Here is a 26290-nt window from a genome sequence, read left to right on the forward strand (position 1 = left end):
TTCGGGTAGTCGTCGCGCACTTCGGCGACCATGCGCACCGCGCGACGGCGCAGCTCAAGCGGGTAACGGGACGGTCGTGCCATGACTCGATCCTTTCATGAAATCGAGTCTCCATTCGACACGGGGCGGTTCAGTCAGAGGCTCGGGTTCCTCCTGAGATGCCGCTCGTCCAGGGTCCCGAATCGCATGTCTTCGCGCGCAAGGTCTTCGCAACGAGGGTCAGTCCGAAGCGGCGTGTGAGCGCGGTGAACGCGAGGGATTGACTCGTCTCAGTGACGCAGCCGACGCCGGCACATCATCTCAAGCCGAAGCCCCGGGGCCCTATTCCCCGCCTGTGCCACCCTCGCCGCCGCTCTCACCTGCTGGGAGAAGCTCGCTCACATCGTCATTCGGGATACGGTCCTGTTGCCTCATCGTGGTGATGAGGGTCGAGGAGATGTGGCTCAGGGCAGGGTCTGCCGGCATGAAGAACGTTTCGACTCCTGCCAGTTCGTTGTTCATGCGGGCCATCGGCATCTCGTAGTCCACGTCGTGAACGTCCCGGACTCCGCGGATGACGACATCGATCCCGCCTCGACGGCAGTAGTCGACCAGCAGGCCGCCTGTGTGGGAGTCGACCGTGACGTTGCTCAGGCCGGTTGCTGCCGCGCGGAGCCGGTCCAGCCGTTCAGTGATGGGGAAGCGGCCCGTCTTGTTCGCGTTGAACATCACGCAGACAACGACCTCGTCGAACAGGAGGGCGGCGCGGCGGAGAATGTTCTGGTGCCCTTGAGTGACCGGGTCGAAGGATCCTGGGAAGAGGGCTCGCATGAGCGGAAAGAGTAACAAGCGGATGGCCCCGGTAGTGAAGTGCCAGGACAGCGAAACCATCAAGATCAAGCGTGACAGGGTGAACGTCTAGCGAGACGCGACACCCGCGACGTCACGCCTGGGACACGGCCACGTAGGCCACACGCACTCGGAGCGGTGGACGTATTGGTCGTCAACCGTACATGCTCCCACGGTCGCCGTCCGCCTGCGGTACGGCCTCCAGCGCCTCGAACTCTTCGCAGAGGCGCGCTGCGAGCTGCCAGGTACAGCCGCGGCCCGCCCCATCCCCACCCGGACGTCTGCCCTGTCTGGCCGCCAGGTCGGCACGCGGCAGGCGAGCGCCCCCGACGTTTGGTCAGACGGGGGCGAAAGCCTCTTGAGGGGCGTCGTCGAGGATGAATCCGTTGTCGAGCCGGACTCGGACCGTGACGCGGAGCATCCGCTGCTGATGGGCCACCCACTGCTCTTCCAAAGCCCCCACCTGCTCCTCCACTTGCTTTCTGCTCGCCGGAGGCATCTGGTGGCCGAAGTCGTCGAGGAGCGATTTGAGGCGCAGGTACTCACGGACCTCGTGGCTCTGCTGCCGATGGTGCTCGTCCACACACTCGACGGTGCCCTCGATGCCCGCTGCCAATACCAGAGAGGCGGCGAAGGCACCCGTCCCCTGTGAGGACTCGTCGGCTGGGACCACCGACCCGGCCAACCGCAGGTCCGCCGCCAGCCGCACCCGTTGGCCCACGCTCAGCGTCATCGATCAGTCGTCTTCCTCGTCGGTCACCAGCGAACCAGTACACGGGGCGTCGCCAGGCGTACCGGACAGGGCACGATCATCCCACCCTCACCTCTGCCCCAGCACCATCGAAGCCCACGACGACCCTTGCCCGCGTCACAGCCGCACAGGCGATGCGTAATACGCGTCGGGACACAGAGACGAGGCCTGTCTGGCGAGGGTGGCGGCAAGTCACTTCGGCCCCGCCTTATGCAAGATCGCTTTGTGCCAGAGGCCGCATACGCGTGAGTCAGGGCTTGTACCTGAAAGAGGCGCCCTTGATCGCCGTGTGCGCGTCCAGGGCGGGGAAGGCGGTACGCCCCCGGACGGGCCCGTCGGTGAAAGGGGATACTGAGCCCTGCAGACTCGGCTCGATGATGCAGACGCTGCAGAGCATGGCCAGCTTTGAGGATCCGCGTCTGGCCCGGCCCGACTCCGACCCGGCCACGACGCTGTCCGCGTTGCGCTCCGACGCCGCACTCAACGATCCATCGCTGTTGGGGGCCACCGAGTCCCTCGACCAATATCTCGTCCACGGGTATTTCCACGGCACGAACGCGATCGTGATCGGCGAGCCCGCCGAACCGCCGACGGGGACGCGCGCGCCCCACGTCGCAGTCATGCCTCAGCGCGACTTTCCAGACATCGTCACAGCCGCTGCCCACTTCTGGGAAAGGGTTCAGCGTGATGAACTGCTCAATGGATGGGACGCCACACCTTGAGTTCACACAGAACCCTCGGGTTCGGACCAGACCTTCCGCTTTCTCAACACCCGTCAGACCAGAGAGGGGAGCCCATGACCACCGAGAAGCCGACAGGCGTATGCCGCGGCTGCCACCAGGAACGCCTCCTGAGGGAAGACGGCAAGGTCTCACACCACGAGGTCGGCTCTCACGGAGGTTGTGACGGCTCCGGGCACCACCCCCTCGGCCCCGACCCCGTCGGCTGCACCTGGACCGCGACCTACCGCGTGGACGGACGCGACCACGCCCGCATCCCCTACTACAGGGACCAGGGCACCTACGCCTTGTACGGGACTCTTGCCGAGGCCTACACGGAGGCCCTGCCGCACATACGTTCCCGTCTCGCCGAGATGAACGGGACCGCGCCCCACAAGATCCACATCGACAGCTTCACCGTCCGCCCAGTCACCGGCCAGGACCAAGACGACCCGTACGGCGTGTACACCAAGCCGGTTCCCGAGTACACGATCCGCAAGGGTCCCCGCGGCGACAAGGGCACCGCGGCCCACTCGTTCTGACCCGCGCCGGCTCGAAGCAAGCACAAGGCAGGAGAACCTCGGCAAAATCGATCGGGGACGGCGCCCGACGTGTTGTGACGCTTTTCGCGGCAGGCGTCACGACACGTCGGGTGCGCTCTCACGGGCGGGATTCCTGGATGCCTGGTGATCCGGGCCGCCGGTCGGGGCGGCGGCTCGCAGTGCCGCTTCGACCCGGCGGTTGCCGGTCATGGATGCCGTGACGGCCGTCATCGCCAGGAGGAGAGCGGCAGCGGCGTAGAGCGGGGTGCGGATGTCGTAGGTGGTGGCCAGCCAGCCGCCGAGGAAGGCCCCGACGGGGGCCGCGCACATGGCGAGCATGCGGGAGGTGGAGGCGACCCGGCCCATGAGGTGGGCCGGCACGATCGCCTGCCGCAGGGAGGGCCCGAGCACCATCGTGGCACCCATGCCGGCCCCGCAGACGGAGAGCGCCAGCCCGGCCACGTACGGGTTCGGGGCAGCGGCAAGGCCCAGGATGGCAAGCCCTTCGACTGCGGCCGTGCAGGTCAGTGCGGTGCCGGTGCCGAGTCGGCGGCCGAGGGAGGAGGCGATGCCTGCGCCGACCAGGCCGCCGGTGGCCTCCGCCGTGAGGAGCAGACCGAAGCCGTAGGTGTCGATGCCGAGGCGGTCGTGTGCGAAGAGGGCGAGGACGGTCTCCACAGCGAGGAAGGCGATGTTCCCCACCGCCGGGCGGAGCGCGAGCCCGAGCAGCAACCGGTCCCGGAAGACGTACGAGGCTCCGGCCCGTGCCTGCCGCAGCAGCGACTCGCGGATCTCCGGCACGGGCCGGGGCATGGCGGGAAGCGACCGTACGAGTACCGCGGAGAGCATGAACGACACCGCGTCGGCGAGCAGTGGAACCGCCCGACCGAGCGCGAGCAGCGCACTGCCCGCGGGCGGCCCCGCGAAGCCGGACATGGCGGTCTGGGCTCCGCGCAAGCGGGAGTTGGCTCGCTCCAGGAGTGCGGGGTCGCGGCCGAGCAGGTCCGGCAGATAGGCCGTTGCGGCTGTGTCGAAGAAGAGTCCGCCGATGCCGAGCACGAAGGCGACGGCCGCGAGCAGCGGAATGCTCAGCGCGTCGAGCGCTGCCGCTGCCGCCGGTATCGCGAGCAGCACCGCCCGCGCCGCGTCCATGACCCACATCGTGCGCCGACGGTCCCAGCGGTCCACCAGCGCGCCCCCGAGCACCCCGAAGAGCAGCCACGGCAGGGTCCCGGCGGCCGTGACGACGGCGAGCGCCATCGGATCCCGGGTCAAGGTCAAGGCGATCAGCGGCAGCGCGGCGTGCGACACCCCGTCGCCGAGCGAGGACACCGTCTGCGCGGTCCACAGTCGTCCGAACCCGGTCGGCAACTCTGCGAGGGCCGCGGTCACTTGGCGCCTCCTTCGGACTGCTCGCCGCGTGCTGGGTGGAACAGTGCGAAGACGAGTGACGCGTCCGGCAGCGAGGGATCGGACAGTTCCCGGTACTCGTCCGCTAGCGCCTGCAGACGTGCCCCCAGCTGCGCGAACTGCTCGTCGGTGAGCCGCAGATGCGCCATCCGTACGTGCCGCTCGCCCTCCACCGGTGACGCCTCCAGGTCCGCCACCGCGTGCCGCATCAGCACGTCCGGCCCTCCCTCGCCCGGATCGGGCAGCGCGATCGTCCGCGCGGCCATCGCGTAGTACCGCTCGGTGACGCCCCGTACCTTCCGCGTCCGTACCACCTTCACCAAGCCGGCCCGCTCCAGCAGCCGTACGTGATAGCTGGAACTCCCCTTCGCGAGGCCCACCCGCTCCGCGATCTGCGTGATCGTCGCCGGCTCGAAGCGGAGCACGGCCATGATCCGGTGGCGCGTGAGGCTGGAGACGGCGCGCAACTGCTCGTCCGTGGTGACGTGGAACGTCTCGGGAAGATCATCGGCAGGCATGTGAGCAATGGTCAACGATTCTTGACCATTGGGCAAGGGCTTTTCGCGCGGTCCTCTGGAATCTGCTGTCCGGCGCGCGAGATCCCGGGCTCAAGGGCCCCGAAGTCGACCCCGGTGGTGGGGGGTTGATCTTCACCAGGCCGGTGTCAAGCCGGTCGGCGCACTGCAGGGCGGCGTCGAGGTCCGCGGTGTGCACGGATGCCACCAGCCCGTAGCGCACGGAGTTGGCCCGGGCGATCGCCGTGTCCACGTCGGGGGCGCTGAAGAGGGCCGCGACGGGGCCGAACACCTCCTCGGTCGCCAGGGTGTGCCCGTCGGGGACGCGGTCGACCGGCGTCGGCAGGACATAGAAGCCGCCGAGTCCCTCCGGAACGGCTTCGCCGCTCAGGACTCGGGCACCGCCGACGGCCTCGAGCGTGCGGTCGCGGGCTTCGGCGCTGATCAGCGGTCCGCACACCGTGGCCGGGTCCGTGGGGTCGCCCACGTTCAGCTGCGACAGCCGCACGGCCCTCTTCGGCGCCGCCCGGCACCACCGCGAACAGGCCGTCGGGGAGGGCGCCGCCGAGCAGTTCGGCCAGCCGCAGCGCCCAGACGGTCGCGGGGGGTGCCGGTTTGAGCACGACCCCGTTGCCGGTCGCGAGTGCCGGCGCCGCCTTCCAGACGGGCATGGGGAGGGGGAAGTTCCACGGGGTGATGAGACCGGCCGCTCCGTGCGGGCTGCGACGGGTGAACAGCAGTCCCCCGCCGGCGGCCGGTTCGTGGAAGGCGCCGACGCCGTCGTAGGGCTGCTGGGCGTAGTAGCGCAGGATGGCGACGGTCCGGGCGACCCTCGCCGCGGGCCTCGGTGAGCGGCTTGCCGACCTCGCGGCAGACCAGCGCCGCCAGTTCCGTGGCGGCGTCCGCCACGCGCTGCGCGGCGTGGTGCGGCGCTGCCGCCCGGGCGCCGGCGCCGCAGCGGGACCGGGCGCGAGCGGCCTCGCGGGCCCGGCCGACGACGGCCGGTACTCGACATTCCTACGGGCCGCCCCCGCGCAGGCCCATGTCGTACGGACCCCGAGTCCGCACTCACCACCTGCCGGTTCCGGTCGGCCGCGAGCAGGAGATGCCGCGGGGCCCGCCCGCCGTCCGGCTTGACGGTGAAGGACGACGCGGAGGATGGCGTCCATGATGCGACGCACGTCGCGATCGGGCGGGCGGGCGATGTTCAGGCCGTTCGAGCCGGGGCTAGTGCGGAAAGCGGCGGGGCGGGCGTGTCGCTATGGATTCGCGGAACTCGGCGATCCTTGAATGGACTTGGCGCATGAGGTGGGTGTCCTCGATCCGGTCCAGGTAGAGACAGCGGGCCGCCAGGCCCGGGAGGTCGAAGGCGAAGTACAGGGACATCAGCGGATTCACGAACAACTCGCTGCCCCGGGTCCGGTCGGTGAACCGGACATCACCGAACAAGCCGCGCACGGCCGCCGCGATCGACCCGTTCACGATGCTCGGGTGCTCCGGGGTGTGGCGCTGCGCGTGCGCCACCGCGTCGAGGTAGAGAGCGCCCTCACGGGTGGCGCGCGGTAGCGAGAACGCGCCTATGTAGGCGCCCTCGCGCTCCAGCGCGGCGATGTTCTCCAGTACCTGCGCGTGGTTGACGCCGTGGTAGGCGTCCACGCCGAAGCCGACCGACACGACGAGTCGGATCGGGATGCCGTCCAGCGCGGCCAGCGCCGCCACGCTGGCCAGGTCTTCCTCGGTGTGCCGAGCCCGGCTTCGTCACCGCGCATCAGGATGTCCGTGCCCCCGTCGACCAGCACCACGGCATCGATCCGGTGCGACTCGGTCATGCTCGGTAGGCGGCGCGCAGCGGGCGTACCCCGGTCTGGGGAAAGGCGTACACGGTGGACGGGTAGCCGTTCCGGCTCAGCCACTGAGCGAGAGTCCGCTCCGGGAAGTAACTCTGGTGCAACGCGGAGCCGGGAGTGACCGCGGCCAGGTCGGGGGCGATCCAGTCATCGATCGGGAGACCGTCGAGTGCGCTGAACGACAGGTTCGCGAGATACACCTGCTTGCCCTCATGCAGCAGGGAGAGAGCCAACGGCAGCCCGGACTAGATGTCGAAGCCGCCGCCCGCACCCGCGACAAGGATCCGTTCGGCGTCGGCGAGCCGGGTGAAGAGCGGGTTGGAGCAGAGGGAGGTCATGACCATCATTGTCCGGGGCCCGGCCCACAGGTGAGACGAGTTCTCCGGCTTGACGACCAGGCTGCGCCGCCCCGGGAGGGCAGCACAGCCCGTCAACTGCCCCACCGCAAGCGCCTGTGACCGGGCAACGCCCTGTCAAAACACCGCGCTCGGACGAGATGTCACTGTTCCCGCGGTGATGTCACTGTTGGGGCTCAGCTCCGCGGGAGGGTGTGTGCCGGGCTCGGTTGCTCATTGGACCAGGTCGGTGTGCGGATGCTCCGGAGAGGCCGGGCAGACGTAGAGCTGCAAGTTGTCAGCGCTGCCGACTTCCACCCCCGTCGGCTGCGCGGGGTTCTGTCCGGCGACATGACCGGCGGCGAACGCGGCGGCCTGATCTTCGTGTGGTGCCCAGCCGCGCGTGCCACCGTCCCACTCGAAGGAGGCGATGGTCAGCAGCGGGACCATCTGAGCGTCGCAGGCGGTGCAGTACCGGCGGTAAGGGTCGGTGCGGCCCCACGGGGGCCAGCCGCCGACCTTCCAGCCGGGAGCGTCAGCCAGCTCATTGTCATAGAACTCCTGTGGATAATCCGCGTAGGAGTTGTTCACGCCGGTGCCGGCGGCCTGCCATCTGCTCCAGTCCCCCAGCACCTGTCTCAACTCCCGGCTCAGGTCTAGGCTGTTGGGGTATTCGGTGATTGCCTCCGGTGCCAGCAGACACGGCTCCGGCACATAGCCCGGGTAGTCCGCCTCGTAGGGTTCGGGCGGTGCGGCGAGAATGTCGACGACCGCGGAGGCGGACCGCCAGAACAGCGCGGTCGACGGCTTGTAATCCGGATCGTGATCGTAGGGGCACCAGAGCACCTGGAGCAGATCGGCCTGGCCGGGCGGCCGCAACAGGGGTATGTCGCGCAGGTACAGCTGGGCCACGGGCATCATGGGGACCGGGCACTCCGCGGGCCACGGAGGGGCGGCGTCGAACCGCTCCGCGAGCGTCGCGGCGTTACGGTCCCTGATCGCCGCTTCTTCGGACGTGAACGCGGGGCCTTGGGGATTGCGGTGCAGCCGGGCCCTTACGCGCCTCTCGAGCCGCACTTCCGCCGGCGACTTGCGGAACCCACTGTCCAGGTGCACGCCTTCGCAGTGCGGCCACGGCTCCGTCGCCGGCCACAGCAACGGTCCCCCGACCGAGCTGTCCCTGACCGAAGGCGACCCGGGACGGGGGTGCAGCCGGATCGCGGGACGCGCCAGCGAAGCCAGTTCAGGAAAGACCGCGGTCACGTCCACAGGCCGCGGCGGAGTAGTACGTACGAAGACCATGCCGGTGATCCTGCCACCGGCCACTGACAAGTCCCGGCTCCCTCAACCGGCCTGGGGATCGATCCGTCAGCCGGCAGAGGCCGACGCCTGCGGCCCCGGCCTCTGGTGTGCCACCCCACCAGGCGGCTGTGGAGAATCGATGCCGCGCCCCGGTCATCACGTCTTGACGTCACACGTTCCCGCTCGAGCTCGTCCGTGTGCGGAATGCCGCGGACCAGTCCGGCAGGTCATGCGTGACGGCTCCAGGATGTTCCGGTGTCCGGACTCATGGATGCCCTCCCGTGGGCACGGCCCCGAGCGGCGGGCTGTCGAAGCCGGACTCCAGCATGCCGACCAGTTCTTGGGCCTGAGGCCACTCGCCGTATCCCGACGCCGGGTTGAGGTGGCCGACTGCTCCGAGTCGTACGAGCCGGCTGCCCCAGCTCCGGGCCAGTCCGGCGACGCGTTCGGGGGCGCCCAACGGGTCGTCGGAGCTGGCGGCGAGGACGCTGGGGAAGGGCAGCGGCACGCGGGGCACGGGGGTCCAGCCGTGCTCCGCCAGTTCGGCGGGGGTGGGATAGCCGTCGGGCAGCGGTGATTCGAGGTCCACCGGCGTGGCGAGCAGTGCGCCGTGTACATCGGCGCCGTGGCGGGCGGCCCAGTGCACCGTGGTGATGGCTCCGGCGCTGTGGGCGATCAGCAGGACCGGCCGGTCCAGGAGCGTCAAGGTCGCGTGCAGAGCGGCGACCCGGGCGTCCAGGCTGAGGCGGTTCCCGGCCGGCGGCGGGACGGTGCGGACGACTCGTCCGGCTCTGGCCAGACGTTCGGCCAGCATGGTCTGCCAGTGGTCCGCGACATGGTCACGCAGACCGGGGACGAAGACCACGGCCGGTTTCGCGGTGGCGCTCATGAGGGGACCTCCGAGGGTCGCTTGGGCTCCGCCTTGACGGTGAGGTCGGTCAGACGGAGGAGGTCGCGTTCGTACCAGTGCCTGCCGATCAGGAAGGCGGTCGTGGCCGCGACGGCGACGAGGGGCACGATGCGCAGGGCGCCCAGCAGGCCGAAGCGGTCCGCGAGCATGCCCGTGACGGCGGGGCCGGGGGCCAGCCCTAGCAGGCTGTTGGCCAGGGTAAGGGTGGCGAACGCCGTCGCCGCGATGGAGGCGGGGGTCAGGTTCGCCACCATGGCCGCCGCAGGTCCGGCGGAACCGGCGGAAAGCAGGCAACCGGCAGCCAGGGCCGTCAATTGGGCTGTGCCGGTGGGGAGTTGGAAGGTGAGGGTCAGCAGGAGGAGGGCGCCGAGGCTGCAACCGGCCGCGACGGCCCACTTGCGGATGGGGGCGCTGGAGCTGATGCGGTCGGAGGCCACGCCCCCGAAGATCATCCCCAGGCCGATGACCAGGGCGAAGGCGCCGGCGGCTCCGCCCGCCTCGGCCGGGGCCATGTGGTAGTAGCGGTTGAAGAAGCTGGGCAGCCAGGACAGCAGGGCGCCGGCGATGAACAGTTGCAGTCCGCTGCCGACATAGGCGCTGATGGCCGATACGGACGAGAACAGGCGGGGCAGGTGAGCACGCAGTCGGCCAGGCGTCGCACCGCCGTCCTCGCCGTCGGAGGGCCGGCCGCGGGGCGCCAGTCTGCTCTCCTTGACCACGACCGCGTACACGGCGGCGAGTACCAGGCCGAAGATCCCCATCGTCGCGAACGCCCAGCGCCAGCCGGCCGCCTGTGCAACGGCGCCGCCGACGGTCACGCCCAGCACCGAGCCGAAGGCGCCGCCGGCGATGAAGGCGCCGGAGAGGGTGGCCCGCAGGGTGACCGGGAAGATGCTGAGGACCACGGCGATGCCGACACTGCCGTATGCCGCCTCGCCGATGCCGACGAAGAGGCGGCCGACGAACATCTCGTGGTAACTCGCCGATACGGCGCACCCCAGGGTGGCCAGGCTCCACATCGTGGCGGCGAGGAGCAGACTCCGGACCCTCCCCCACCGGTCGGCCATGAGGGACATGGGGAACGTGAGCACGCCCACCGCCAGGGCGACGACGCCGCTGAGTGAGCCCAGGGCGCCGTCGGACAGCAGCCATTCGGTCTTCAGCAGCGGGAAGACGGCGTTGAGAACCTGCCGTGACATGTAGTCGGACAGCAGGAGGCCGAAGCCGAGTGCGAAGACCGTCCAGGCATAGCCTTTGGACACGGGCCATTCCGTCGCGGACGATGCCGGGGTCGTGGACTGCGCAGTGGTGTGAAACTTCATTGTCATCACCTCGACTGCTCGATGGGGAAGGTCAGAACGGTCTGTCGCCCACGATTCCGGCGCGCTCCATCTTGCGGACGGCGGGCCAGTAGTCCTGGACGGCGTAGTGCTGGGTGGAGCGGTTGTCCCAGATGGCCACGCTGCCGGGAGTCCAACGCCAGCGCACCTGGTACTCGGGGATCGCGGCCTGGCTGATCAGATAGGTCAGCAGGTGGCTCGCACCGGGGGCGTAGTCCTGGCCGAACCGCACGTTCTCGGGCGTGTGGTAGTTGACGAAGTGCGTCGCGAAGGCGTTGACGAAGAGGAGCTTCTCGCCCGTCTCGGGGTGGGTGCGCACGACGGGGTGTTCGGCGTCCGGGAACCGTTCCTTGAGCGCGTGACGCTGTTCTTCGGGCATGACGGCGCCGAAGGTGGCCTCGATGCTGTGCCGGGCGCGCAGCCCGTCGATCCTGGCCCTGATGTGGTCGGGGAGCCGACGGTAGGCCTCGGCCATGTTCACCCAGATCGTGTCGCCGCCGACCGGGGGTGATTCCACGCAACGCAGTACGGCGCCCATCGACGGGTTCGCCCGCCAGGTGCCGTCCGTGTGCAGTGCGTTCTCGTAGTGCTCCGGCGGGCTGTCCAGGTCCTTGTAGATCCGGACCAGCCCGGGGTGGTCCGGATCGCTGCCGGCTACGGGGTGGTCCTCCAGTGCGCCGAAGCGGGAGGCGAACGCGACGTGGTCGCCGCGCGTGATGTCCTGGTCCCGCAGGAAGAGGACCTTGTGCTTCAGCAGCAGGCTCTTGATCTCGGCGAAGAGGTCGTCGTCACGGGCCGCGTCGGCCAGGCTCACGCCGCTGAGTTCGGCGCCGATGGTACAGGTCAACGGCTCCGTCCTGACGGTGGTTCGGTGCACGAGTGCCGGCGTCTGCCGCGCGGACGAGGGGATGTCTGGCATGGGTGCCCACTCCTTGGGGTGGAACGAGGTGCGCCCTCTCACAGGACGAAGACGGAGGACCCGGTGGTCCGGCCGGCTTCCAGATCGCGGTGCGCCTGCTCCGCGTCCTGAAGGGCGTAGCGCTGGTTGATTTCGATCTTGATGCGCGCGGCGGCGACGTGCTCGAACAGCTCGCCGGCGAGCGCTGCGCGTTCGCCGGGGTCGGCGATGTAGTCGGCCAGGGCGGGCCGGGTGACGAACACGGATCCGTGCAGGGCGAGTTGCATCGCGTCGATCGGCGGCACGGGGCCGGAGGCCGTGCCGAAGCACACGAGGAGACCGCGGCGCCGCAGCGAGGACAGAGAGCCCGCGAAGGTGTCCTTGCCCACGCTGTCGAACACGACCGGGACGCCCGCGCCGCCGGTCAGTTCACGGACCCGGTCGGGCACGTCCTCGTGCCGGTAGCGGATGACGTGCTCGCATCCGTGTGCTCGGGCGATGTCGGCCTTCTCCTCGCTGGACGCCGTCCCGATCACACGGATGCCGAGCAGTGCGGCCCACTGGCTCACGATCAGGCCCACTCCGCCCGCCGCGGCGTGCAGCAGCACGGTGTCGCCGGGCTTGAGCGGATGGATCCTGCGCAGCAGGTAGGCCGCGGTCAGGCCGCGCATGGTCATCGCGGCCGCCGTCTCGCAGCTGATCTCGGGGGGCAGCTTGATCAGGTGCGAGGCGGGCATGACCCGTTCCGTGCTGTAGGCACCGAGCGGACTTCCGGTGTACGTCACCCGGTCGCCTTCGGTGACGTCGGTGACGTTCTCGCCCACCGCCTCCACGACGCCGGCGGCCTCGACTCCGATGCCGTCGGGCAGCCGGACCGGGTAGAGCCCGCTACGGAAGTAGGTGTCGGCGAAATTGAGTCCGACGGCCTCGTGCCGGATGCGCACCTCGCCCGGGCCGGGGTCGCCGACGACGGCCTCCTCCCACTTCAGGACGTCGGGACCACCGGTTTCGTGAAAGCGGACGGCGTGTGTCACAGAGGGCTCCGAAGGGCTGGCGCGGGTGGGTTTGCCTGCGTGCCGGGCTGCCCCGCACGCCGGGTGCGGGTCAGGCCGTGACGTCGCGCAGCATGAAGCCGCGCTGTCCGGGACGGCGGTTGGGCACCATGCCGAGCCGGGCGAGGGTCTCGTCGGTGTCCGCGTAGTACTCGCCGAGCTGGTAGATCCGCTTGGCGTCGGCGCCCGTGGCGATGTCCCGGCCGAGCGCCTCGGAGATCTTCACCATCTGCTCGACCTGGGCCACGGAGGACATCCGCTCCCCCTTGGCGCGCCAGAGGTTGTCCTCGTTGCCGACGCGCACGTGCTGACCGAGCGCGATGGCGACAGCGTTCATCGGAGCCACGGCGCGCATGGAGCTCTCGACGGTCAGGACGGCGCCGTCCGGTACGCGGCGGATGAACTCGATCAGGTCGGCGGGGTGCCGGCCGGCGAAACCGCCGCCGATGGCCACGTAGTTCAGGATCAGCGGCCCGGTGTGGATGCCCGCGCGGATCAGCCGCTCCACGGTCTCCAGCTGTGCCAGGTGGGCGAGCTGGAAGTGCGGCTGGATGCCGTTCGCGTGCAGGCGCTTGAGGTGCTCGAGGTAGAAGTCCGGCCCGGCCTCGACGACCATGTCGCGGTAGGCCCGGTAGTAGTCCGGCTTCGCGATCGAGGTGCCCTGGAGGTCGTCGTCGTTCATGATCTCGACGATGTTCATCTGGCTGGTGTTGATCGCGATCGTCACCTGGTCCGGCGCCGGGGTGAGCTCGGCGAGCAGGTGGCGGGTGTCGTAGGCGAGCCACTTGGCATCGCCGCCCTCGCCCTCGGGGGCGAAGGAGATCGACCCGCCGATCTGGAGCACCATGTCGGGAACGGCCTCGCGCAGCCGCCCGAACAGTTCGTTGAACATGGACATGCGCTTGGAGCCCTTGCCGTCGAGCTCACGCACGTGGATGTGGAGGACCGTCGCGCCGGCGTTGTGGCAGTCGACGGCGGCCTGTACGTGCTCGTCCATGGTCAGCGGCAGGTCGTCCGCGTCCCCGGGGAGCCACTCGGGGCCGTACGGCGCGGCCTGGATCACCAGCTTCTCCTGGTTCTCCGGAAAAAGTGAGTCGTCGTGGAAATGCACGGGGCTTCTCCTTGGCGTAGGGATGATCGCGTCGCGGAGCAGGCGGCGGACGCGACGACCGGCCTGCGACAGCTGTGGCCGGGGCCGATGACCGCGGTCGGCCCGGTCGCGGGCCGTGGTCCGGAGGGAGTGCCCTCAGGGGAGCTGCAGAGCGCTCCCTCCGGAGGCCGACCGCCTGTGCGGTGGTGCCAAGGTAGGCCGGGCGGCATGCGGCCGCTTTGCCTGTGGTGACAGGCGACTTGTCCATCCGGGACACACGGCCGGGCCCATCCGCGCCACGGCCGGCGCGCTTCCCGCGGGCTCGGCTTACCGCCGGGCGCTCCCGGCTTCACCCCGGTTCTTGCGCCACTCCCGCGGACCGGCGCCGAAGTGCTCGTGGAACCAGCGGGAGAACGCGCTCAGCGACGAGAACCCCAGCAGCGTGGACACCTCGGTCAGGGAACGGTTGGGGTTGGCGACGAACCGCTCCGCGAGCGCCGTACGGGTCGAATGGAGCACCGAGGAGAACGTCTCGCCGGAGCGGGCCAGATGGCGGTGAACGGTGCGCCGGTCGACGCCGAGGCTGCGGGCGATCTGCTCGATGGAGCAGCGGCCTGTCGGCAGCAGCGCCTCGATGAGGTCACGCACCCGGTCCACCTCGGACGCCTCCCTGGGCGCCGCGATGGGCTCGAAGTACTGCCGGGTGTAACTGCGCAACTGGGCGTCGGCCATGGCGTTGGCGGCGTCCAGGTCCTCGGCGTAGAAGACGATGCCGTTGAAGCCGCGGTCGAACTCCACCGGGGGCCCGAACAGACGGCGGTGGCCCGACGTGTCCCGCGGCGCCGGGTGGGCGAAGCAGACCGCCGAGGGGCGCCAGTGCGGGCCGAGGAAGCCGCTCAGGACGCGGTGGAACGCTCCGACGGCGAGTTCCGTGCCCTGGCGGGCCGGATGCGGTTCGCCGAGCCGGATGTCCACCTTGAGCGTCGCCACTCCGTTGGCTTCCGACAGCCGTGCGTGCAGGACCTCGTTGTAGGTGTGCTGGTGGCGGATCAGCAGGGCGAGAGCGCTGCGCACGTCTGGCTCTTCACGGACGAGCAGGCTGATGGGGCCGAGGTTGGAGAAGCGCCGCCGCTCGGTCAGCAGCAGACCGAAGTCCTCCCGCCCGGACGCGGCGGCCGACAGCTCCAGCAGTCTGACCACCGCCGTACCGGAGATCCACCGGTCCTGAACGGCCAGGTCCGCGGTGTCCAGGCCGACGCTCTTCATCAGGGCGCGGGGGTCGAGACCGAGGGATCGGCTCAGCTCGACGAAGCCGTTCAGCGCGGCGGTCCGGGCAAGGGGCTTCATGGGGACGCTCCAGGGGCGGGGGTCCCCAGAAGTTAAGTTTCGCGTCTCCGTACGTCAAGCATGCCGGGCGAGTACTTCGTAGCATCCCCGTTCAACACGGCCTGTGCGGTGGTGCGACGACGGCGCCGCCCGTCCGTCGCACCGCCGTAGGGAACTGCCCGGCTCACCCGATCTCGCGGAGGCGATCATGGCCGAAACCCCCCACCCGCCGACGGTGCCGGCCGAACCGTTCACGGGCACGGCCCTGTGGTACGGACCCGACCTGGCGGGCCGTGACGACTGGGTTCTGAGCCTGACCGCGGAGCATCGTGACGAACTGCGCAGCGCGCTGCGCACCGCTCGCGCTCGCGCCGCCACCCTGCTGCGGATGACCGTTGCCGACTTCCCGCTGCCCCTGCTCGCCGCCGAGCTGGATCGCGCCGCGCGGACACTGTCCGAGGGACGGGGCTTCCTTCTGATCAAGGGCGTCCCGCAGGATCTGCTCGGAGAGGCCGCGGCGAGCGCGGTGCTGCGCGGCATCGGCCAGTACCTCGGCAGACCTGTCCCGCAGTCCGCCGACGGCCGCACCCTCTGCCACATCCGGGACACCGACCCGGCGCGGGACGACCCGGCACCGCCCGCGTACCTGACCTCGGGCACGGTGCCGTTCCATACCACCGAGTCGGATCTGCTCGGTCTGCTGTGCCTGCGGCCGGCCCGCTCCGGCGGCCGTACGCTGCTCGCCGGCGCCTCTGCCGTACACAACGCCGTACTACAGGCGCGTCCGGACCTTGCCGCGCGCCTGTACCACGCCCACCGCTTCGGCCGCCCGGACGAGCAGGCGCCCGGGGACGGGTCCTGTCCTGTCTCCCCCCTCGTCACCCGGCACGGCGACCGACCCAGCATGCGGTACGACCGCGCTCGTCCGGACAGCGGTGCACGCGCTGCCCCCGGTGGTGGCCCGGACGGCGCCCGGGCCGCCGACAAGGAGCTGTACGACCTCATCGAGGCGACGGCCGCCTCGCCCGCCGTCCACCTCGAACTGGATCTCCAGCCCGGTGATCTGCTGCTGCTCGACAATCATGTGGTGCTGCACGCCCGCTCGGCGTACGAGGACTTCGACACCGCGGAGCGAAAACGCCATCTGCTGCGCCTGTGGCTGGCCCGCCACGGGGACACCGACCCGGCCGGCCAGGCAGCCGGACCACGCTTCCGCCCGACGACGCGTACCGGAGTCACCCCGCGCGACGTCATCAACCGCCGGAGCCCGCGCGCGGCACGCCGAGGCTGCGGCCGCCCGTCGCCGCGCACTCACTGAGACGAATCGAGGACACCACGGTCATGACCAATCTCGCCGCACTCCTGGTCGACTCCGCGGCCGCGCACGACGCGCGCATCGCGGTGCGGCACGACGACATCGCCCTGACGTACGAGCAGCTCGACGAGGCGAGCGCGCGGCTCGCCGGCCTTCTGCACGACCGGGGTGTCCGGCCGGGCGTCGTGGTCGCGATGACCATGCCCAATGTGCCCCTCTTCCCGATCGTGTACTACGGCATCCTGCGGGCCGGTGGCGTGGTCGTGCCGATGAATCCGCTGCTCAAGGCCCGTGAAGCGGCCTTCGTGCTGCGCGATTCGGGGGCCCTGCTGACACTGGCCCACCCGCTGTACGCGGAGGAGGCCGCGAAGGCGGCCGCCGAGACCGGAACGGCGTTCCTGGTCACGGACGCACACGCCTTCGACACGCTGCTGCTCGCCGCCCAGCCCCTGGCCGGCGTCGTCGAACGGGCCGACGACGACACCGCCCTGATCCTCTACACCTCGGGCACCACCGGCACACCCAAGGGAGCCGAACTGACCCACCGCAACCTGCTGACCAACACGGCCACCACCGCGGAGACCTTGCTGCGGCTCAGTCCGCGGGACGTCCTCTTCGGCGGTCTGCCGCTGTTCCACGCCTTCGGGCAGACCTGCGCCATGAACGCGTCCGTGGCGGCCGGTGCGACGCTGACGCTGCTGCCCCGGTTCGATGCGGGGCGAGCTCTGGAGGTCATGCGCCGGGACGGGGTGACCGTCTTCCTCGGTGTGCCCACGATGTACTCCGCGCTTCTGCAGGCCGGCCGGTCCGGCGGGCCTGCCGTGCCCCGGCTGCGACTCGCGGTCTCGGGCGGCGCCGCCCTGCCGGTCGAGGTGCTGCACGGCTTCGAGCGGGCCTTCGCGGCGACCGTGCTGGAAGGCTACGGCCTGTCGGAGACCTCACCGGTGACCGCCTTCAACCACCCGGACCGCCCGCGCAAGGCCGGGTCGATCGGCACACCCGTAAGGGGCGTCGAGATGAAACTCGTCGCGGACGACGGAAACGGAGCGGAGCCCGGTGCCGTCGGCGAGATCGCCGTCCGCGGTGAGAATGTGATGAAGGGCTACTTCGGCAACCCTGGGGCGAGCACCGACGCCCTCCGCGACGGCTGGTTCCACACGGGCGACCTGGCACGTGTCGACGAGGACGGCTTCTACTTCATCGTCGACCGGAAGAAGGATCTCATCATCCGGGGCGGCTACAACGTGTACCCACGGGAGATCGAGGAGGTTCTCTACAGCCACCCCTCGATCGCCGAGGCCGCTGTCGTCGGAGTCCCGGACGCACTGCACGGCGAGGAAGTCGCCGCGGTCGTCGTGCTGGGCGCCGGCGAGGAGGCGACACCGGAGGAGATCCGCGACTACGTCAAGGAACGCGTCGCCGCCTACAAGTATCCGCGCAGCGTCACTCTCGCCTCCGAGCTCCCCAAGGGACCCACCGGCAAGATCCTCAAGCGGGAGATCACCGTCCCGGCGTCGCCGGTCCGCCAGTGACCCTCCCTCACCGGCGACGGAGAAAACCCAGCGGTTCTGGGGCCCTTCTCGGTCGGCAGCGGAGGTGGCTTTCATGGCTCGGCGCCACGCCGCCGGGCACCGCGCGCCGGTCTCGACGCCGCACCGGTTCACGGCCCAGCGTGCCCAGGGGAACCGTGCGAGCGATACTGGGTGAGTGCCCGCATGGTGATGCTCCTGGATCGCCGGACCCGCCCCGGTACGGCGGGAGCCCGCGCACTGCCCCGACGGAGCCGTCGTCGCTTCGCGTCCGGGACCGGACTCCGTGTTCCCGCTGCCGCGCCGTCACCCCGGCCGGCCGGCAGTGCGGCGTTCGCTATCGCCGAAACAAAGGGACGGGGACGCAGGATGTGCCGCTGGATCGCCTACTCGGGTACACCCGTCCTTCTCAGCCAGGTCCTGTTCCAGCCGGAACACTCCTTGATCGACCAGAGTCTGCACGCGCGCATGGGAGTGGAGACGACGAACGGCGACGGCTTCGGTATCGGCTGGTACACGCCGGACGCGGACACTCCCGCGGTTCTGCGGGACGTCGGTCCGGCGTGGAGCAACCGGAATCTCCTGGAGGTCGCCGACCACGTCCGCTCGGGTCTGTTCTTCGCGCACATCAGGGCCTCCACCGGGACGGCCGTGCAGCAGACCAACTGCCACCCCTTCCGCAGAGGGCGCTGGATGTGGATGCACAACGGGGTCATCAGCGAATTCCACCGAATCCGGCGTGACCTCGCCCTGGCCGTCGATCCGGCCCTGTATCCCGAGATGGAAGGTTCCACCGATTCCGAGCTCATGTTCTTCCTGGCCCTCACATTCGGTCTGCCGGAGGATGTGCCCGGTGCCGTGGCCCGGATGGCGGGTCTGATCGAGGCGACGGGGCGCGCGCACGACGTCCCCTTGCCACTGCAGATGACTCTCGCGGTGGCCGACGGCGAACGTGCGTGGGTCTTCCGCTACTCCAGCGAGGGCCGCTCCCGGTCGTTGTACTTCAGCACGAGGGTGGACACCCTGCGCGCGCTCCACCCGGACGCCGCGTTTCTGCGGGACATCTCCGACGAGACCCGACTCGTCGTGTCCGAACCGCTGGGCGCCCTTCCCGGCGCCTGGAACGTGGTGCCGGAGAGCAGCTACGGCATCATCCAGCCCGGCGGCGAGGACGCGCTGCACGCTTTCCTGCCCTCTGAGCCGCATGCGTCGGCGTCGAGTTGATCGGCACCCGTACCGCTCCCGGCTGGGTGGGGGTTTTCTTGTGGGAACACGCAGTCTTCGGATTCCCCCGGGGGCGGAATGGACCGCATTCGGTACGAATTATCCTGATAAAGTTCGACAGTCGATTCTCTGCCTTTTCGTTCTCGTCTTCCTGTGACCACGATCCATGTGACCGGCCGGCCCGGAACGGCGCACGCGAGCGACGAACCGCACGGCGAACACCTCCTCGGGGCGGACTTGACCCGTTCCCTCCCCCGTGACGGGTGAGGCACGGGGCGTGGGTCTCGGATGCAATGGGGGATCGGCGACACGTGCGTCGGCCCACTGCCCCGTCGAGCCGAGTCCGGAGGGAGTCATCGGTGCCAAGAATCAGGACGGCAACGGGAACGGGAACCCCTGCCACGGACCGCGCGGAGCGGCGTGCCGAGCGCCGGGCCGGCGCGGACTACACGGGCGGTGTCTACGGTTCCATGCTGGCGGCCTCCGTGGTGATCGGCGCCGGGTCGCTGGGCTCGTTCCCGCGCACCGAGCTGGTGCTGCTGCTGTTGCTCACCGGCGTGGTGTTCTGGATCGCGCACGTGCACGCCCACCTCTTCGGGGCGCGCCTGGCGCAGAAGGCCCTGGACCGCCGGGTCGTGGTCCACGTGTGCCGTGACGAGTGGCCGATCGTCAAAGCCGCCGTCCCGCCGGCCGCCGCGGTGGCCGTCAGCCCCCTTTTGGGTCTGGACGTGCGCGGCGCGCTCTGGCTGGCTCTCTCCGTCGCCGTGGCCGGGCAGGTGGGCTGGTCCGTGGCCGCGGCCCGCCGTGCCGGTGCCACGCCGCGGCTCATGGCCACCACCGCAGCGGTCAATCTGCTGCTCGGTCTGCTGATCATCTCCTTCAAGATCTTCCTGACGCACTGAGACGCGTTGGCCGATGACCTCCGTCACCGGCCAACGCCCCTGTCGCGGGCTCACCCGCGCCGGGTGAGGCACCCGGCCCCGGCCGTGCCCCACGCTGAAGAGACGGCGCACACGGGGGCGGCCGATTGAGCGAGCCGCAGGCGGCATGGCGCGCCGATCCGCAGAGGAGCGTCCCCCGTACCGGTGCGGCCGGCGGGAGCACGAGAGGACCCGGAATGGTGAGCCCGACAGTACGTACGGGCAGTGCCGGACGAGCTCGCTTGGCCGTGCTCGCCCTGCTGGCAAGCATCGTGGTGGCGCTCGTGGCCGCCGGTCTGCGGAGCGTGCTGTGGGTGCCGGCCGGTGTCGCCGGGCTGGCGCTGGCGGCCGTCGGGGTGTGGTGGACCCTGGCGCACACCGGCCTCCTGCGCGTGCTCGGGGCGGTCCTGTCGGTGGCCGCGCCGGTCGCTGTCCTCGCCCTCTACGCCGCGTTCGGCATGCTGGGACCGGCCTTGCTGTCCCTGGGCCTGTGGCTGCTGGCCGTCGCCACGGCACGTACGGCCCTGAGTCCCCGGCACACCACCTCCGAGCAGTCCGAACCCGCTGTCACAGAACCACCCCGCGCCCCGTGGATCCTCATGAATCCACACTCCGGTGGCGGCAAGGTGGGCCGCTTCGACCTGGCAATGAAAGCCCGGACGGCGGGCTGCCGGGTGGCGCTGCTGGAGGGGGGCCAGGACATTGCCGAAATGGCCCGGCAGGCCGTCACCGAGGGAGCCGATCTTCTGGGGGTGGCAGGCGGCGACGGTACCCAGGCGTTGGTGGCCGAGGTCGCGGCGCGCCACGGTCTGCCCTTCATGGTGATCCCCGCCGGTACCCGCAACCACTTCGCCCTGGATCTCGGCCTGGACCGCGAGGATCCGGCTGCCGCCCTGGACGCCCTGACCCACGGCGTCGAACTCCGCATCGACCTCGGTTACGCCGCGGACCGGATCTTCGTCAACAACGCCTCGTTCGGCACGTACGCGTCCGTCGTCACCGACCCCGCGTACAGGGGAGCCAAGACCCGCACGACCCTGCGCACCCTCCCCGGCCTCCTCACCGGCGCGGACTCGCCCAGACTCCGGACGCGCGCCGACGGGACGCACATCGACGGGCTCCAGGCACTGCTCGTCAGCAACAATCCCTACGGGCGCGCCGTCGACGCGGCGCGTCCGGGGCGCAGAGAACGGCTGGACTCGGGCCTCCTCGGTGTGGTGTGCGTGCGGGTGGACAACACCGCTCAGGCGGCGCGCATCGTGCGCGGACCGCACTCCGGGCAGCTCATACGGCTGAACGCCGAGGAAGTCGTGGTCGAGAGCGCCACGGGCTCCGTCCCGGTCGGCATCGACGGAGAACACGTCGTTCTGCCATCACCCGTCGTATGCCGCAGCGCGCCCGGGGCACTCCGGGTCCGCGTGCCGCGCCATCGCCCCGGCACTCCGCGGGCGGGCGGGGCGGCGGCCGACTGGCCGCGCGTGCTACGGCTGGCGCTCTCTCGGCACTGACCATGCCGGCCGGCTGTGCGATGTGCGACGCGCCTTCCTCATCGCACGGGGGAGCCTTTCACGCCCCGCTCTGCGGCCGCTCCGCATCAGTGGTGGCGCGGCCGGTGGCGGCGAGGAGGGCAAGCAGCGCGAGTACGGCGAGCAGGATGACGACCAGCAGCAGGACGGTCAGGGCCGTCGGATGGTTCCAGAGCGCGAAGAGCACGGCCACGATCAGCAGGGCGGCCAAGGCGATCCACCGGCGGTGCGTCTGGGTCCAGGTTCCCACCCGGCCGGTGCGGACCTGGTGGGCGTAGGCCCACCGGGCAGCGGAGCCCGCGGCACGCTCGGACGTGCCTCGGATCGCGCGCGGCAGCCGTCCGGGGCCGATCAGGTAGGCGCCGAGCGCGATGACCACACCGAGCACGATCGCCGTGCGCAGGCTGAGCCTCAGGAAGGCCACAAGGATGTCGAAGACGGCTGCCGCGGCGGCCCGCGACTGAACCTGGGACGGGAGGTGATCCAGGTAGTAGCGGCGGGCGACGACCAGGACGACGGCCACGACCAGGCAGGCGAACGCCGCGCCGAGAGCCGTACGGATCAGGGCGCGGCGACGCCGGTGTGCCAGCAGCACGCCGGCCGCGCCGATCACCACGACGAGCACGGGGAGCCAGTTCCCGATCACGTCCAATGAGTGCACGCTCTTGCGGATCTTCTCCAACTGGTCCGACTGGAGGAGGACCATCTGCTTGTCGACTTCGGGGATGTTGCCGGCCGGGGAGAGCCCGGCGTCCACGAGTGCCTGTTTGACCTGTTCGACGGCTTGCCCGATGTCGAGGGTGACCGTCCCTCCGTCCACGCCGACGGCGCCACGTCCCTCACCGGTGAGCGCGTGCACGACGGTGTGGTGGGCGGTCCGGCTGGCGTTCGTCCAGAGCCGCTCGAAGCGGTCGCCCCGTACGAAGCGGGTGGCCACCTTCTCGACCGTGCCGTTGACCGCGGCATCGAGCTGTGGGCCCAGTCCCTTCACGGCCTGCGCGGCACGGGGCGGCAGTCCTTCCGCCTGGAGCCACGCGGCGATGTCCGAGGCGGCCCGGCTGCCGTCCACCCGCACGTCCGCGGCATGGGTGATGCGCTTGACCGCCGCGTTCTCGATCGCCGGTTCCGAGGCCAGGGGTGAGACCGTCTCCACGAAACGGTCGGTGTCCAGCACGATGTCGTGCACCCACACCGTGAGAAGCGCGACCGGCACGAGGACGCAGGTGAGCACGAGGAGCACCGCCGAGGCGGTCTTGCGCATGGTCCGGGTGGCCGCCGAACCGCGCCTCGGCCCGGCCTTCACCGTGCCACCCCCGCCGCCCTCGGGGACGTCAGCGGGCTCGGACGGCTCGTGCGAGCTGCTCATGGGTGCTCCAGAACTTCTGCGGGATCGGGCCTGCCTCCATTTCCGCCGCTCAACCGCGAGACGGCCTGCCAGGTGGGCTGTACGGGGCATAGGCGGTCACCCCGGAGCGGTGACTCCGCCTGCGCGGGCCCATGACGTCGGCGCACGCCGCATCGGAGGTCCTGCTGGTGCCCGCGCCGCCCGGGTTCAGGGGCGGGTCGTCGGAGGCGCGGCCCGAGAGGCTTCCGTGTTCCGGGGTCCCGCCTCTCGGGGCAGGAGTGCCGCCGCGACCAGGCCGCCGAGGCCGATGACCGCCAGGGTGATCATGGCGGCGGCGTAGGCACCCTTGGTGAGACCGGCGACGAGGATGGTGCCGGCGATGGCCGTGCCGAAGGACGAGCCGAGGTTGGACACGCTGCGGGAGAGACCCGATATCTCTCCCTGCCGGTCCTCGGGGAAGCTCGACTGGACGACGTTGACGGAGGGGGTCAGCATCACGCCCAGGCCGAGTCCGATGAGCAGGAGGCCGGGCACGAAGGCCCAGGCGGTGGAGAGGCTCCCGGCCAGGGTGATCAGGACGACGACTCCGGCGACGGAGACGGCGAAGCCGGTCATGACCAGCGTGCGCTGGGGATGTCGTCGGGCCAAGCGCTCGGCGGACAGGGACGAGGCCAGCAGGCCCAGGGTGGCCGCGGTGAAGACGACCCCGGTCTCGACGGCGTCGTAGCCGCGGACGACCTGCAGATAGGTGGCCACCGTGAACGACGTTCCCATGAGCAGCAGCCACTGGACGTTCTGCGTGACGAGCCCGAGATTGGATGTGCGGTTGCGGAAGAGGCGCAGGGACAGCAGTGGCTCCCGGCCGGATGCTTCCTTGGCGCGGGCGGAGCGGAGGAACCACCAGAGCACGAGTATGCCGAGGGCCAGCAGGGCGATCGTCAGCCAGACGTTGTCGTCCGCGGCGAGGATGCCCATGACGACGAGGACGAGGCCGACGGCGGACAGGACCGCTCCGGTGATGTCGAAGGAGCGGGTCGGATCGGGGGGAAGGGGGTCGTCGATGCGCCGGCTGAGCAGGACGATCACCGCGATCACCAGCGCTTGGAAGACGAAGGCCGCGCGCCAGCTGACGGCGGTGGTGATGAGTCCGCCGATCAAGGGCCCGGCGGCGGCTCCGACACCGCCCAGTGCCATCACGACTCCGAACGCGCGGGCGCGCGTGGTGACGTCCGGGTAGAAGAGGGTGGTGAGGATGTAGACGGGCGGGATGAGCAGCGCGGTGCCGATGCCTTCGAGGATCGAGTTGCCGAGGATCAGGACGCCGAGTCCCGGCGCGGCGGCGCTGAGCAGTGCGCCGGTCGCGTAGACGACGAGGCCGGTCAGGAAACAGCGTTTGCGGCCGTAGCGGTCGGTGAGTTTGCCGCCGGGGATCATCAGCGCCGCCATCACGAGCAGAAAGACGGTGATGGTCACCTGGACGCCTTGGACAGTGGTGTCCAGGTCCTGGCTGATGTCGTTGATCATCACACTCATGTTGGAGCCGGCGAAGCTGCAGACGAACTGCGCCAGGGCGAGGGCGGCGAGCACGCGGCCGTGCCCGGTCGGCGCCGGCCGGGCGGGCACGGCCGCCGCCGGGTCAGCCACGGGGGTCGCCCTCGTGTCCCGCCTTGTGGGGCACGGTGAGGCCATGGGTTGCCGGGTGCCCGCGGTGGTACCCGTATCGTCCGCGCCGCGGCCCCGTCCGTGCCTTGTCCAGCTCCTCGTCGAGCGCCATCGCCGCGGTGACCAGGGCGAGGTGCGTGAACGCCTGCGGGAAGTTGCCGAGTTGCTCCCCCGAGGGGCCGATCTCTTCGGCGAAGAGGCCGACGTGGTTGGCGTAGGTGAGCATCTTGTCGAAGGCGTGGCGGGCCTCGTTGAGCCTGCCGCTTCGGGCGAGTGCCTCGACGTAGAAGAAGCTGCACAGGTTGAAGGTGCCCTCGGAGCCGCGCAGGCCGTCGGGGGACGCCTTCGGGTCGTAGCGGTAGACGAGGCTGTCACTGACCAGTTCCTCGTCCATGGCGTCCAGGGTGGTCAGCCAGTCCGGATCGCGCGGCGACACGAAGCCGACCCTGGGCATGAGCAGCAGTGACGCGTCCAGGACGTCGGTGTCGTAGTGCTGAACGAACGCCCGCCGCCTGTCGTCCCAGCCACGCTCGACGATCTGGCGGAACACCGTGTCCCGCGCGGCGGTCCAGCGTGCGACGTCGGCCGGGCGGGAGAACTCGGTGGCCGCGCGGACACCGCGGTCGAACGCCACCCACGCCATCAGCCTGCTGTAGGTGAAGTCCTGCCGGCCGCCCCGGGTCTCCCAGATCCCCTCGTCGGGCTGATCCCAGTGGTCGACGAGCCAGTCGAGGACGTCACTCAGCGCCTTCCAGCCACGGATCGCGCCGAAGTCACCGCCCACGATGAGCGCGTCCGACGCCTCACCGTAGATGTCGAGCTGAAGCTGGTCGGCCGCCGCGTTGCCCGCGCGGACCGGGCGGGATCCCAGGTAGCCCTCCAGATGGTCCAGAACCTCTTCGGTCAGGTGCGGATCGCCGTCGACCCGGTACATGATCTGCAGAGGATCCGCCGAGGCCACGGGCTTGTCCTCGATGCGTCCACGCAGCCAGCGACGGAAGGCGTTGGCCTCGTCCTGGAAGCCCAGGTCGAGCAGCGCCCTGACGGACAACGACGCGTCGCGAACCCATGTGTAGCGGTAGTCCCAGTTGCGCTCACCACCGATCTGCTCCGGCAGTCCCATTGTGGCCGCGGCGATGGGAGCCCCCGAGGGCCGGTACGTGAGCAGCTTGAGCGTGATCGCCGAGCGGTTCACGATGTCCTGCCAACGGCCCTGGTAGCTGCACGACCGCAGCCACTCCAGCCAGAAGGCGCGGCATGTCTCGAGCGTGTCGGCGACTTCTTCGAAGGACGGACTGGGTGGGGCGGGGTCGCCGCCTGTCGTGCTGGTCAGTACCACTGCGGCCGCCTCGCCGGCGGACAGGGTGAAGCGGGCGTTGATGTCGTCGCCGTCCGCGAGCAGGGCGACACCGGCGGTGGACTGCAGATGCAGGTCCGTCCCCGGGCCGCGGAAGAGCGCGGAGTGGTCGTCAGCCTGCGAGAGCTGGTGCGGGGCGCGACCGTACTCGAAGCGTGGCCGGCAGGTGAAGGCGAAGGGCAGGCTGCCCCGGACGACCCGTGCGACCCTCACCAGGCGGTGCGTGCCCGTCGGGGCCGGGGAATCGACGGGCGCCATGAAGTCCGCCACCTCACCGACTCCGCCGGGCGCCATGAACCGGGTGACGAGGATGGCCGTGTCGGACAGATAGAGCTGCCGTACGGTCATGCCGTCACCGTCCGGGGACTCCGCGGCGAGTCCGCAGTGCCCCCCTCGTTCGCTGTCCAGCAGCGAGGCGAAGACACTGGGCGAGTCGAAGCGGGGCGTGCACCACCAGTCGATGGTTCCGCCGGACGACACCAGGGCGGCGGTCTGGAGATCGCCGACCATGCCGTGCTCCGCGATGGGCGGGTACCTGTCCACGAGG

General features: G+C 70.3%; 22 protein-coding genes and 2 pseudogenes. 7 read left to right on the plus strand and 17 right to left on the minus strand.

Features of this window, described 5'->3' with window-relative positions:
• Nucleotides 1–321: 321 nt before the first annotated feature.
• Both coaD and ACFY93_RS28980 read right to left on the minus strand, forming a co-directional pair.
• Nucleotides 322–810, minus strand: a complete 489-nt coding sequence (gene coaD, locus ACFY93_RS28975; RefSeq protein ID WP_391364419.1) for a pantetheine-phosphate adenylyltransferase — start codon at nucleotides 808–810, stop codon at nucleotides 322–324.
• A gap of 355 nt (nucleotides 811–1165) precedes the next feature.
• Nucleotides 1166–1561 carry a hypothetical protein gene (locus ACFY93_RS28980; protein WP_391364421.1) on the minus strand — a complete coding sequence of 132 codons (396 nt, stop codon included), beginning with the start codon at nucleotides 1559–1561 and terminating at the stop codon, nucleotides 1166–1168.
• 392 nt (nucleotides 1562–1953) lie between these two features.
• Here ACFY93_RS28980 and ACFY93_RS28985 point away from each other — a divergent pair, with 392 nt between their 5' ends.
• Both ACFY93_RS28985 and ACFY93_RS28990 read left to right on the plus strand, forming a co-directional pair.
• The gene (locus ACFY93_RS28985; protein ID WP_391364423.1) at nucleotides 1954–2301 is read left to right on the plus strand and encodes a hypothetical protein; all 348 of its coding nucleotides are present in this window, start codon (nucleotides 1954–1956) and stop codon (nucleotides 2299–2301) included.
• Between the two features lie 74 nt (nucleotides 2302–2375).
• Complete coding sequence (locus tag ACFY93_RS28990) at nucleotides 2376–2840, plus strand: hypothetical protein (RefSeq protein ID WP_391364425.1); 465 nt, start codon at nucleotides 2376–2378, stop codon at nucleotides 2838–2840.
• A gap of 96 nt (nucleotides 2841–2936) precedes the next feature.
• Here ACFY93_RS28990 and ACFY93_RS28995 read toward each other — a convergent pair whose 3' ends face one another.
• The 12 genes and pseudogenes from ACFY93_RS28995 to ACFY93_RS29050 all read right to left on the minus strand — a co-directional run bounded on the left by ACFY93_RS28995 (nucleotide 2937) and on the right by ACFY93_RS29050 (nucleotide 14886).
• Nucleotides 2937–4211 carry an MFS transporter gene (locus ACFY93_RS28995; protein WP_391364590.1) on the minus strand — a complete coding sequence of 425 codons (1275 nt, stop codon included), beginning with the start codon at nucleotides 4209–4211 and terminating at the stop codon, nucleotides 2937–2939.
• 17 nt (nucleotides 4212–4228) lie between these two features.
• On the minus strand, nucleotides 4229–4768 hold the full coding sequence (locus ACFY93_RS29000; protein ID WP_391364427.1) for a helix-turn-helix domain-containing protein: 540 nt from the start codon (nucleotides 4766–4768) through the stop codon (nucleotides 4229–4231).
• Nucleotides 4755–5273, minus strand: coding sequence for an aldehyde dehydrogenase family protein (locus ACFY93_RS29005; protein WP_391364428.1), 519 nt, complete (start codon nucleotides 5271–5273; stop codon nucleotides 4755–4757). The genes ACFY93_RS29000 and ACFY93_RS29005 overlap by 14 nt, the downstream gene beginning before the upstream one ends.
• A 43-nt stretch (nucleotides 5274–5316) precedes the next feature.
• Nucleotides 5317–5934 (minus strand): annotated as a pseudogene (locus ACFY93_RS29010) (aldehyde dehydrogenase family protein); the annotation flags it as partial.
• 58 nt (nucleotides 5935–5992) lie between these two features.
• A pseudogene (locus ACFY93_RS29015) lies at nucleotides 5993–6851 on the minus strand (DUF1152 domain-containing protein).
• A gap of 330 nt (nucleotides 6852–7181) precedes the next feature.
• Nucleotides 7182–8249 carry a hypothetical protein gene (locus ACFY93_RS29020; RefSeq protein WP_391364430.1) on the minus strand — a complete coding sequence of 356 codons (1068 nt, stop codon included), beginning with the start codon at nucleotides 8247–8249 and terminating at the stop codon, nucleotides 7182–7184.
• A gap of 265 nt (nucleotides 8250–8514) precedes the next feature.
• The gene (locus ACFY93_RS29025) at nucleotides 8515–9138 is read right to left on the minus strand and encodes an alpha/beta fold hydrolase (protein WP_391364432.1); all 624 of its coding nucleotides are present in this window, start codon (nucleotides 9136–9138) and stop codon (nucleotides 8515–8517) included.
• Nucleotides 9135–10421 (minus strand): MFS transporter, encoded by a 1287-nt coding sequence (locus ACFY93_RS29030; protein ID WP_391364434.1) that lies wholly within the window; start codon nucleotides 10419–10421, stop codon nucleotides 9135–9137. The genes ACFY93_RS29025 and ACFY93_RS29030 overlap by 4 nt, the downstream gene beginning before the upstream one ends.
• 91 nt (nucleotides 10422–10512) lie before the next feature.
• Nucleotides 10513–11418: a TauD/TfdA family dioxygenase gene (locus tag ACFY93_RS29035; RefSeq protein ID WP_391364438.1), complete on the minus strand. Its 906-nt coding sequence runs from the start codon at nucleotides 11416–11418 to the stop codon at nucleotides 10513–10515.
• A gap of 38 nt (nucleotides 11419–11456) precedes the next feature.
• Entirely contained in the window at nucleotides 11457–12431 is a 975-nt protein-coding gene (locus tag ACFY93_RS29040) for an NADPH:quinone reductase (protein ID WP_391364440.1), read from the minus strand.
• A gap of 70 nt (nucleotides 12432–12501) precedes the next feature.
• Nucleotides 12502–13560 (minus strand): 3-keto-5-aminohexanoate cleavage protein, encoded by a 1059-nt coding sequence (locus ACFY93_RS29045; protein WP_391364442.1) that lies wholly within the window; start codon nucleotides 13558–13560, stop codon nucleotides 12502–12504.
• 306 nt (nucleotides 13561–13866) lie between these two features.
• Complete coding sequence (locus tag ACFY93_RS29050) at nucleotides 13867–14886, minus strand: AraC family transcriptional regulator ligand-binding domain-containing protein (protein WP_391364444.1); 1020 nt, start codon at nucleotides 14884–14886, stop codon at nucleotides 13867–13869.
• Nucleotides 14887–15073: 187 nt separating this feature from the next.
• On the opposite strand from ACFY93_RS29050, the gene ACFY93_RS29055 reads away from it, so the two are divergent.
• From ACFY93_RS29055 to ACFY93_RS29075, 5 genes are all read left to right on the plus strand, one after another.
• Nucleotides 15074–16183: a TauD/TfdA family dioxygenase gene (locus ACFY93_RS29055; RefSeq protein WP_391364446.1), complete on the plus strand. Its 1110-nt coding sequence runs from the start codon at nucleotides 15074–15076 to the stop codon at nucleotides 16181–16183.
• Between the two features lie 23 nt (nucleotides 16184–16206).
• Nucleotides 16207–17712 (plus strand): AMP-binding protein, encoded by a 1506-nt coding sequence (locus ACFY93_RS29060; protein WP_391364448.1) that lies wholly within the window; start codon nucleotides 16207–16209, stop codon nucleotides 17710–17712.
• Nucleotides 17713–18078: 366 nt separating this feature from the next.
• Nucleotides 18079–18933 (plus strand): class II glutamine amidotransferase, encoded by an 855-nt coding sequence (locus ACFY93_RS29065; protein WP_391364450.1) that lies wholly within the window; start codon nucleotides 18079–18081, stop codon nucleotides 18931–18933.
• Between the two features lie 368 nt (nucleotides 18934–19301).
• A complete protein-coding gene (locus tag ACFY93_RS29070) occupies nucleotides 19302–19835 on the plus strand; it encodes a hypothetical protein (protein WP_391364592.1) in 534 nt (177 codons plus the stop codon).
• Nucleotides 19836–20050: 215 nt separating this feature from the next.
• On the plus strand, nucleotides 20051–21361 hold the full coding sequence (locus tag ACFY93_RS29075) for a diacylglycerol kinase family protein (protein ID WP_391364452.1): 1311 nt from the start codon (nucleotides 20051–20053) through the stop codon (nucleotides 21359–21361).
• A 58-nt stretch (nucleotides 21362–21419) separates the two neighbouring features.
• Here the strand turns inward: ACFY93_RS29075 and ACFY93_RS29080 are convergent, their stop codons facing one another.
• From ACFY93_RS29080 to ACFY93_RS29090, 3 genes are all read right to left on the minus strand, one after another.
• Nucleotides 21420–22745 carry a hypothetical protein gene (locus tag ACFY93_RS29080; RefSeq protein ID WP_391364454.1) on the minus strand — a complete coding sequence of 442 codons (1326 nt, stop codon included), beginning with the start codon at nucleotides 22743–22745 and terminating at the stop codon, nucleotides 21420–21422.
• Nucleotides 22746–22931: 186 nt separating this feature from the next.
• The gene (locus tag ACFY93_RS29085) at nucleotides 22932–24368 is read right to left on the minus strand and encodes an MFS transporter (RefSeq protein WP_391364455.1); all 1437 of its coding nucleotides are present in this window, start codon (nucleotides 24366–24368) and stop codon (nucleotides 22932–22934) included.
• Complete coding sequence (locus ACFY93_RS29090; protein WP_391364457.1) at nucleotides 24361–26286, minus strand: glycoside hydrolase family 15 protein; 1926 nt, start codon at nucleotides 26284–26286, stop codon at nucleotides 24361–24363. The genes ACFY93_RS29085 and ACFY93_RS29090 overlap by 8 nt, the downstream gene beginning before the upstream one ends.
• Nucleotides 26287–26290: the final 4 nt, after the last annotated feature.

The sequence above is a fragment of the Streptomyces sp. NPDC008313 genome (assembly GCF_042956125.1).
Lineage (GTDB): Bacteria > Actinomycetota > Actinomycetes > Streptomycetales > Streptomycetaceae > Streptomyces.